This window comes from Haloferax sp. s1 (genome assembly GCF_058382125.1).
The window spans coordinates 1-975 of the sequence record NZ_JBZRPK010000087.1 but is presented as its reverse complement, the minus strand read 5'-3'; the positions used below and the strand labels follow the sequence as shown (position 1 = coordinate 975).

Here is a 975-nt window from a genome sequence, read left to right as displayed (position 1 = left end):
CGTGAGACGTACGACCGAAGACTGGACACCAGTCGAACGCAACGAGTTCGCCGACGAAACCGAACCCGAGGAGGTGTCGCACCTCGCGTAGCAGGATGTCTCACCCCGAGAGGTGTGGTCCTGGATCTGTGGAGAGCCTCATGATATGAGAAGAGTTGCGTGTCATAGTTGAGGGTATGTTATCATCCTCAGTATTTTCATAGCTTTCACCCCTAACGCTCTTTACAACAGAAGACATACCTACTGTTCAACGATGTCCATTGACCGAGATACCTTCGAGAACACGAGCGAGGAAGAACTCGCAAACCTTTCGGTCCCGGACCAAGTCCTCGGTTTTCTCGCTGCTAACGAGGATCGGGCGTTCAAGGCCCGTGAAATCGCCTCTCAAATCGGCGTCGATGAGGGCGCGGTCAGCACTGCTCTTTCGCGATTAAAGGGTCGCGGCCTCGTCGAACACAAGGCGACGTACTGGGCGGTAACCGACGACGCCGAGCGCCTCGAAGGGTACAGCGGCTATGAACGGGCGACTGCCCTGTTCAACGAGCAACTCGGTGCGGAGGACAAGGAGTCCTGGCGCGAGTACGCACCTGGGGAACCACATCCGAGTGTGGAGAACGAGCAGTGACCGCCAAGGAAGTCGCTCCAATCTTCGAGCGGGGGGACGTCGTCTACGGCGATGACCCGTTCAAAGGTGACGCGGATGCTCGGCCTTGGCTCATTCTCTCGAATCACGAAGGACGTCCATTCCACGGCGAGCAATACATTGCGCTGACGCTAACGACAAAATCCTGGCTGGATGGGCTTATCCCCATCCCTAAGGAGAGTTGGCTTCGTGGTGGGACACCGGTTGAGAGTCGGGTCGTCCCATGGAGCGTCCAATCAATCAACCACGAGGATATCGATTTCTGGCAAGGCCGTCTGGACAGCGACCTCGTTGATGCGGCGGTTGCTGCCCTCGTCGAAGAAGTCCAATAG

Annotated in this window: 3 protein-coding genes; all 3 read left to right on the top strand. The window is 57.0% G+C overall.

Annotated features, from left to right (window positions below):
• The first annotated feature begins 1 nt into the window (after nt 1).
• The 3 genes from QT222_RS00600 (at nt 2) to QT222_RS00590 (ending at nt 975) form a co-directional block, all read left to right on the top strand.
• On the top strand, nt 2–91 hold the full coding sequence (locus QT222_RS00600) for a DUF7567 family protein (protein ID WP_491475961.1): 90 nt from the start codon (nt 2–4) through the stop codon (nt 89–91).
• Between the two features lie 162 nt (nt 92–253).
• A complete protein-coding gene (locus QT222_RS00595) occupies nt 254–625 on the top strand; it encodes a MarR family transcriptional regulator (RefSeq protein ID WP_491475960.1) in 372 nt (123 codons plus the stop codon).
• Nucleotides 622–975, top strand: coding sequence for a type II toxin-antitoxin system PemK/MazF family toxin (locus QT222_RS00590; protein WP_491475959.1), 354 nt, complete (start codon nt 622–624; stop codon nt 973–975). Before QT222_RS00595 ends, QT222_RS00590 begins: the two co-directional genes overlap by 4 nt.

Bases quoted from the DNA above. Each gene is read 5' to 3' on its own strand.
- QT222_RS00595 (WP_491475960.1), top strand. From the start codon at position 254: ATGTCCATTGACCGAGATACCTTCGAGAACACGAGCGAGGAAGAACTC.